5 protein-coding genes and 1 pseudogene are annotated in these 8,657 nt (G+C 44.1%); 3 read left to right on the forward strand and 3 right to left on the reverse strand.

From position 1 onward, the window contains the following. Both F6K20_RS13575 and F6K20_RS13580 read left to right on the forward strand, forming a co-directional pair. Positions 1-539, forward strand: a pseudogene (locus tag F6K20_RS13575) (DUF_B2219 domain-containing protein); the annotation flags it as partial. 18 nt (positions 540-557) lie between these two features. After that, entirely contained in the window at positions 558-980 is a 423-nt protein-coding gene (locus tag F6K20_RS13580) for a hypothetical protein (protein ID WP_287294989.1), read from the forward strand. A gap of 269 nt (positions 981-1,249) precedes the next feature. Here F6K20_RS13580 and F6K20_RS13585 read toward each other — a convergent pair whose 3' ends face one another. Both F6K20_RS13585 and F6K20_RS13590 read right to left on the reverse strand, forming a co-directional pair. Next, positions 1,250-6,064 carry a tetratricopeptide repeat protein gene (locus F6K20_RS13585; RefSeq protein WP_287294991.1) on the reverse strand — a complete coding sequence of 1,605 codons (4,815 nt, stop codon included), beginning with the start codon at positions 6,062-6,064 and terminating at the stop codon, positions 1,250-1,252. 24 nt (positions 6,065-6,088) lie between these two features. Then, positions 6,089-6,214: a hypothetical protein gene (locus tag F6K20_RS13590; protein ID WP_287294993.1), complete on the reverse strand. Its 126-nt coding sequence runs from the start codon at positions 6,212-6,214 to the stop codon at positions 6,089-6,091. Positions 6,215-6,325: 111 nt separating this feature from the next. Between F6K20_RS13590 and F6K20_RS13595 the strand changes: the two genes are divergently transcribed. Further along, positions 6,326-6,454, forward strand: coding sequence for a hypothetical protein (locus F6K20_RS13595; protein WP_267871989.1), 129 nt, complete (start codon positions 6,326-6,328; stop codon positions 6,452-6,454). A gap of 17 nt (positions 6,455-6,471) precedes the next feature. Here the strand turns inward: F6K20_RS13595 and F6K20_RS13600 are convergent. Then, the coding region (locus F6K20_RS13600) for a CHAT domain-containing protein (RefSeq protein WP_287294994.1) at positions 6,472-8,657 on the reverse strand (2,186 nt) is incomplete at its 5' end.

Raw genomic sequence — 8,657 nt, forward strand, 5'->3', positions numbered from 1 at the left:
TTTATTTCTATCAGCCTGGCTCTGGTGAGGACCTGCTTTCAGCATACCAGAAGGTCAGGACCGAGCCAATAGTCTTTTCTGGTGAAAAAATCAGTCGCTCGTTGAACTTCAAGCAGTTATCCAAGAGGAATGTTAAAGTTCCTCAGGAGATCCTTAAAGCCGCTGTGGCAAGCAGCAATGGATCCAGTATTGTTCCTGAAATTACAAGTATTGTTGCTGAAATTACAATTAACGTTCCAGCCAATTTGCGGGATGTTAGATTTAACGTTTTAGTCAATTCCCCAGAAGGACAAGACAGGATTGGGTTATATAAAACTCACCTTGTAGGAGCGTTGGAGTTGTTCGGCACACTCCACCACAGCGGTCCTGTAACCTTCACCCTTCCACTGACTCGTGCATTGAAGGCTTTGGCTAAGAAGAAGAAACTAGATCTAGATATAGATCAACCTTTACAAGTCGGCCTTGTGCCGGATAGCAAGAGGATCAGGTGGGATTCCTTAGAGGCAACCCTTGAATCTGTGAATATCAAAATCTTCTAGGACACTACTGTTATGGAAATGATGCTGAAGCGCTTTACTTTAGTAATTTTTGCCAGTCTATGTCTGTTTCTTGGGGGAGGGATTCAATATTCCCACGCTGCTGATTTGGCGGGGCAGGTGACCTTGGCGTTGCCCCGCACTCCAGCTCACGATGAGGCAGTCAGAGTAAGGATCTCTGCGGGGGTTCTACCTCGCCGTTCCAGTATTGTGGTGCGGTCGATGGATGGTAGAATTCTAGGGACGGTTTCTCCTTTTGGGGTGAGGCCAGGCCAGCCTTCGGGAGTTTACACGATTCCCCTGCCGGAGAGGGTTTTGAAGGATGGAAAAGTGTCTTTAGTGTTGCAACTTAAGCAGAAGGGTGCGAAGGGGGTTCGTGCTCCCAGTGCAGAAGAGTTCTTGGGGGAAGAGTTGGTTTATATTCCCATTACACCTTTTGATTAGACCTGGAATTTAGGCAAACTGAAATAAGCCAAATCAACCAGGAAGATTGGCCTTGAGGACACAAGAAAAAGCCTGATCCATGAGAGGGTAGCTTTTGGGTCTAGGCTTTTTCTGTATCAGTTCAACCAAATAGGAACCTAAAGGGCGTAAGTATAGCAGTCGCCAGGGTAATTAGGACATGACAAAAGTCTCAAACTACAGTTTGGCTTGAGTTTAACTTCTGACTTCTGACTTCTGACTTCTGCTATACCTCACCCAATTAAAAACTGCTATAATCCATTCCCAATTAAAATAAACGGTGCCCAATAAAAGGGATGCTCCAAACCATACTCTACTTTGGTAATTAAAGCAATTTGAGCTTGTCGGAGGGCTTCGGCTTTAGTAACGTTCCCCTGTTTCAGGACCTCATAAAATTTATTCATCAAGGCTTGGGTACCCTGGTCATCCACTGTCCACAGGGATGCGATCGCAGCATCGGCACCAGCATTTTGCATCAGATAACCAAAACCCAGGATTTCTTTGCCATCCCCCAATTCTCCCCCTAAGCCCGTTTGACAGGCACTGAGCACCACTAAATCTACATTAGACAAATCCCATTTTTCTTCTACCTCAGTCAGGGTAACATGACTGCCATCACCAAACAGAATAAATGAATCTTGTTTAGTTTTGTCGAACAGAGCGTGGGTGGCTAGATGCACTACGGAATAGTCATTCATCTGATAAATCGTCTCCCCATGAAATTGTTTATCGATGAAAGTTGTAGTGTTGGGAAAGGTTTCTGCCAGACGCTCTACTTCTGGTTGGGTAAAGGTTAAAGCAGCCAAGTTATGCCGTTTATCCCCTACCGGAATAGTATGGGCTTTCGTGACCGCAGCCGCAAACACGTCTAACTGTGGTGTCGGTTTATTATCTAGGGATGTTAGGCTCAGAGCAGTAATCTGATTAACTCTCAACCGCTCAATTAACCATTGCTCGCCATCATACAGTGCCCCTAGGGGAATATAGCGCAATTTGCCATCAGGTGCATAAATAATAGTTTTGGCATTGGCCTTGGCTAAGTCGGCTTCAATGGGTTTAATTAGCCAGTCGTACAGTTGCTCGGCGGGAGTTCTGGCATTACGGACCGGATTGGCCAGGAGTCTGCGGAAGTTTTTAATCGCTCTTTCCAGGTCTTTTTGTTTTACCTTAACCGTGCGGCGAATCGGGGGAGCATAAGGAGTGACTAGGACTAATTCCAAGCGGTCATCTAATACTAGGGGATAGAGAATAACCGCATCCTGTTCCAATTGCTGGAGTTGCTCTCGTAATCGTCGATCGTACTTCTTTAAGTCTAAGTTTTCTGCTTCTGTAGTTTCCCTCAATTTTGCCAACCGAGCTTCTACCTCTGGACTCTTCAGGAAATTTTGAAAGTCTTTGGTTAGCTGGGCTTGATTTTTCCTAAGTTGAATGATTCGCTGTTGCTGGGTTTGGGTGCGCTTATGGTTAGGAATAGTTTCCAGTTCACTGAGTTCTTGACCCAGGGCAATGGCTTGGTCGATAATTGGTTGAGTTCCTTTGAGGATTTCCTGTTCTTCAGTCAGTTCTGTAATGCCATCAACGGTGTTATCATCCCCTCGCACATTACTCAGGTAATCCTGCAACTCCTGGACTTTCAGTAAATCGAGCACCCGTAGGGCTTCTAAGTTGCGATTTTGTTGGGTCAATAAATCAGCCAAGCGGCGATAGTCCTCAGCAACAGTGTTGGTAAAGGATTGTTGTTGTTCAATGGGCAGAACTTTTAAGTCTTTGCGGATCCCTTCTCGCACATTAACCGATTGTTTAAAGAAGGTAATCGCTAATTCCGATTGGTTTTGGGTATCATACAAATTACCGATACCAGCCATAATTTTCCCTTCCGTTAAGCGAGTGCCAAGGGTTCTGGAAAGGGCTAAGGCTTGTTGATAAGCTGCTAAAGCTTCGGGATAGTTTCCTAGGTTAGTGTAAACTATTCCGATATTGTACAAGGTAGAGCTAATCCCAGATTTTACCCCAATTGTTTGATTAATCCCTAAGGCTTGTTGATGATAGTCATTGGCTTTAGTATACTCTCCCAGTTTTTCATAAACTATTCCGATAGTAGTCAGGGTGTGACCTTGATCTAGGCGATTACCAATCTGTTGAGAAATAGCTAAGGATTGCTGATAGTTTTCTAGAGACTTTGGATAGTTTTCCTGCTTTTGGTAAACTGTTCCGATGTTAGTCAGGGTTTCTGCAATCCCTTCCTTAGCCCCAATTTTGGTAAAAATGGCCTGAGCTTGGTTGAAGTAGTCCAAGGCTTGGGAATAATCTCCCAAATCCAGATAATTTGCCCCTATAGAGTTATAGGTGGTGCCAATACCGGCCTGGTCACCAATGTCTTGACGAATGGCTAGGGCTTTTTGATGATATTCTAGGGCTTTGGGATACTTTCCCCAGTGACTGTAAACTGTTCCGATGTTCCTCAGGTTAGCAGCTTCTGTGGGGCGATCGCCTATCTCTTGTTGAATAGCTAGAGCTTGCTGTAAGTATTTTAACCCTCGCTCATACTCCCCTTGGTCAGTATAAATTCTTCCGATATTGTTGAGATTGGCACCAACTCCCCTCTTGTCACCAATGTCTTGCTTAATTTTTAGAGATTGCTGATGATAGTTTAAGGCTTTGGCATAGTCTCCCCAGCTAATGTAAACTGTTCCGATGTTGCCGAGGGTAGTAGCTTCCTCGAAACGCTTCCCTAGGTCTTGTTGAATCACTAAAGCTTGGTGGAAGTATTCTAATGCTTGAGCATACTCACCCCGAGCATAGTCAATGAACCCAATATTATTGAGAGTAGTACTTTCCCCTGAGCGATCCCCAATTTCTTGAGAAATAGCTAGAGATTGCTGGAAGTATTCATTGGCTCGGTCATACTCACCCTGACTATCGTAAACTGATCCAATATTATTAAGGATATTGGCTTCCTGGGAGCGATAACCTATGTCTTTAGAAATAGCTAAAGCTTGCTGGAAGTATTCATTGGCTCGGTCATACTCACCCTGACTATGGTAAACATGCCCAATATTAGTGAAATTAGTAGCAACATTATCACGACGGAGATCGCCCAACTCTTGGTTAATGGCTAAAGCTTGCTGATAATAGTCTAGAGCTTGACTATACTTCCCGTATCCGTCATATATCCAGCCAATGTTGTTGAGTATAGTCGCAATTTTGATAGAATCGTTTAAACTTTTGCTAATAGTTAAGGTTTGCTGGTAGTAATCTAGGGCTTGGTTGTACTTTCCCCAATTGCTGTAAACTACCCCAATATTATTGAGGAGGTCTACAGTAGTTTTCTGGTCATTAATTTCTTTGGCAATGGTCAAGGCTTGCTGGTAGTAATCTAGGGCTTGGTCATACTTTCCCTGAGATTCGTAAACTTGCCCAATAAAATTGAGAGCGATTATTTCTTGAGAAGGCTCTTTGGTTTCTCGGGCAATGGCAAGGAGTTGCTGATAAGACTTCAGGGCTTGGTCATATTTGCCTTGGCTGATTTGAGCTAGTCCAAGCCCTCCCAGGATAGATGCTTCAATCGAGGTATTATTAAGTTTGCGGTAAATTTCTAAGGCTTGTTGGTAATAGTCTATGGCTTGGTCATGGTTGCCCAAGTCATAATAAGCTTGCCCAATCCCCCAAAGATTTGCACCTTCTCCTGTGAGATTGTCAATTTTTTTGGAAATGGCTAAGGCTTGTTGATAATAGTTTATGGTTTGCTGATAGTTTCCCTGTTGGTAGTAAACCTGTCCAATCTTAGCAAGGGTACTCCATTCCTGAACTTGATTCTTAAGTTGGCGATGAATAGCTAAAGCTTGCTGATAATAGTTGAGGGCTTGGTCATACTGTTCTTGCTTTTGGTAAAGTGTAGCAATATTACCAAGGGTGGTGCTTTCATCAGCCTGATTCTTAACTTCCCGGTTAATAGCTAAGGCTTGCTGATAATAGTTGAGGGCTTGGTCATATTGTTGCTGTTTATCGTAAACCACGCCAATAGTATTGAGCGCAATCCCTTCCAGCTTACGCTTACCCAATTCTTTCCGAATAGCTAGGGATTGCTGGTAATAGTCTATAGCTTTGACATACTCCCCTTTCTGGTTGTAAATCCCTCCCATCAAAAATAAAATATTCTGTTCTAATCCCCGACTCCCAGTTGGTTTAGTAATCGCTAACCCAAGCTCCAGGGTTTCCAGCCCTTTATCCAATTCCCCTTGAGCGGTATAGAGTGCTCCCTTCAAGGTCAGGGCTAAACCTTCTCCTAATCGATAACCTTCTTCTCGACTCAGGCCATGAGCTTGCTCCACAAACTCCCAAGCTTGGTTTAATTTCCCTGACCTGATATAAGCTGAGCTGAATACAATCAGAGTTTGCGCTTGATAGTAGCGTGGGAGAATGCGTACGCTTTTCTCAGTCTTAGCTACTTCTTTGATAATAGTCAGACCTTGCTCTAACCTATCTAAGGCTTTGTCATACTCTCCTTGGGAAGAGTAAACTGAGCCAAGATTAACCAGAGCATAACCAATCCCAAGCTGATTACCTACCTCTTGGTTAATAGTTAGGGCTTGCTCGAACAACTCCAGGGCTTTAGGATAGTCTTCCTGACTTGAATAAACTGTTCCGATATGGGTCAGGGTTTCCCCTTCTCCCTTTCGCTCTCCATTACCTTGACGGATTTTTAGAGCTTGCTGCAATACTTCCAGGGCTTTGCTTTGTTGAGATAATAGATTGTAAACCTGTCCAAGGCCATTAAGAGCTTGAGCAACACCTGTAGAGTTTCCCAATTCCCGATAAATCGTCAATACTTGTTGATAACTCTCCTTGGCTTGAGGCAACTGACCTTTAACAAACTCTGACCTTGCCCGATCGAATAACTGTTCCGCTTGAGTGGCTTGGTCTGGAGTGGTTTGTGCCACCGCTGGAGCAACTCCCAGATTTTCTGGAGCTAAGATCGGTGAGAGCAGACACAGTAAGGTAGCACTAGCGAGCTTGAGGCAAAATACAGGAATAGTAGAGTAAATACCCATCGACAAATCAGCCACTTGGTAGTTTCTTACTATATATCCTTAGGTGGTGGCAGTTTTATGCGAATTGTAGGAAGTTTTAAATTGGGTGAGGGAGTAGGGAGTAGGTTGAAGGTTAGCAGGTTGAAGGTTGAACGCGATCGCGTTCAACCAAATAACCTTGGCCAATAGGCACGCGCGTCGCGTTCAACCTACCCTACACCAAATCCCCTTGGGCGAACAACCAAATAACCTTGGCCTTTGGCCACGCGATCGCGTTCAACCTTCAACCTCCTAACCTTGGCCTATTGGCACGCGCGTCGCGTTCAACCTCCTAACCTTCAACCGTCTAACCTTGGCCTATTGGCACGCGCGTCGCGTTCAACCTTCAACCTTCAACCCCATAACCTTCAACCTTCAACCTCCTAACCTTCAACCTGTTAACCCTATAATCCATTCCCAATTAAAATAAACGGTGCCCAAAAATAAGGATGCTCCAAACCATACTCTACTTTGGTAATTAAAGCAATTTGAGCTTGTCGGAGGGCTTCGGCTTTAGTAACGTTCCCCTGTTTCAAGACCTGATAAAATTTATTCATCAAGGCTTGGGTACCTTTGTCATTCACTTTCCACAGGGATGCGATCGCAGCATCGGCACCAGCATTTTGCATCAGATAACCAAAACCCAGGATTTCTTTGCCATCCCCCAATTCTCCCCCTAAGCCGGTCTGACAGGCACTGAGCACTACTAAATCTACATTGGGGAAATTCCATTGTTCCACCTCGTCAACGGTAACATGACTGCCATCACCAAACAGAATAAATGAATCTTGTTTAGTTTTCTCGAACACAGCGTGGGTGGCTAGATGCACAATGGAATAGTCATTCATCTGATAAATGGTATCCTCATGAAACTGTTTATCGATGAATAGCTTAGTGTTGGGAAAGGTTTCTGCCAGACCCTCAACTTCTGGTTTGGTAAACGCTAAGGCTGGAAATTCATGCTGTTTATCCCCGATCTCAATCCTATGCTCTTTGGTGACCGCTGCCGCAAACACGTCTAACTGTGGTGTCGGTTTATGGTCTAGGGATGTTAGGCTCAGAGCAGTAATCTGATTAACTCTCAACCGCTCAATTAACCATTGCTCGCCATCATACAAAGCCCCCAGGGGAATATAGCGCAATTTGCCATCAGGAGCATAAATAATAGTTTTGGCATTAGCTTTGGCTAAGTCAGCTTCAATCGGTTTAATTAGCCACTCGTACAGTTGCTCGACGTAAATTTTGTAATTATTGCTCCCATTGCCAACGGTTTGGCGGAAGTTGTCAATCGCTCTTTCCACGTTTTTTCGGTTTGCCTTAACCGTGCGGTGAATTGGGGGAGCATCAGGGGTGACTAGGACTAATTCCAAACGGTCATCTAATACTAGGGGATAGAACATAACCGCATCCTGTTCCAATTGCTGGAGTTGCTCTCGTAATCGTCGATCGTAATTCTTTAGGTCTAAGTTTTCTGCTTCTGTGGTTTCCCTCAATTTTGCCAAGGAAGCTTTTACCTCTGGACTCTTCAGGGAATCTTGAAAGTCTTTCCTGACCTGGGCTTGATTTTTCCTAAGTTGAATGATTCGCTGTTGCTGGGTTTGGGTGCGCTTATCCGTAACAATAGTTTCCAGTTCACTGAGTTCTTGATCCAGGGCAATAGCTTGGTCGATAATTGGTTGGATACCCTTGAGGATTTCCTGTTCTTCAGTCAGTTCTGTAATGCCATCAACGGTGTTATAATTCCCTAGCAGATTACTGAGGTAATCCTCCAACTCCTGGACTTTCAGTAAATCGAGCACCCGTAGGGCTTCTAACACTCGATCTTTTTGCAGCAGTAAATCAGCCAAGCGGCGATAGTCTTGGGCAAAAGTGTTGGTAAAGGATTGTTGTTGTTCAATGGGCAGAACTTTTAAGTCTTTGCGGATCCCTTCTCGGACATTAACCGATTGTTTAAAGAAGGTAATCGCTAATTCCGATTGGTTTTGGCTATCATACAACTTACCGATACCAGCCAGAATTTTCCCTTCCGTTAAGCGAGTGCCAAGGGTTCGGGAAAGGGCTAAGGCTTGTTGATAAGCTGCTAAAGCCTCGGGATAGTTTTCTAGGTTAGCGTAAACTATTCCGATATTGTACAAGGTAAAGCTAATCCCGGCTTTTACGCCAATTTTTTGATTAATCTCTAAGGCTTGTTGATGATAGTCATTGGCTTTAGTATACTCTCCCAGTTTTTCATAAACTATTCCGATAGTAGTCAGGGTGTTAGCTTTCTGTAGGCGATTACCAATTTGTTGGGAAATAGCCAAGGATTGCTGATAGAATTTGAGAGACTTGGGGTATTGTTTCTGTTTTTGGTAAACTGTTCCGATGTTAGTTAGGGTTACCCCAATCCCTTCCTTATCCCCAATTTTATTAAAAATGGCCTTAGCTTGGTTGAAGTAATCCAAGGCTTGGGGATAGTCCCCCAAATCCAGATAATTTACCCCGATAGCGTTATAGGTGGTGCCAATACCGGCCTGGTCACCAATGTCTTGACGAATTGCTAGGGCTTTTTGCTGATACTCTAGGGCTTTGGGATACTTTCCCCAGTCAA

Source organism: Moorena sp. SIO2C4, assembly GCF_010672485.1.
Lineage (GTDB): Bacteria > Cyanobacteriota > Cyanobacteriia > Cyanobacteriales > Coleofasciculaceae > Moorena > Moorena producens.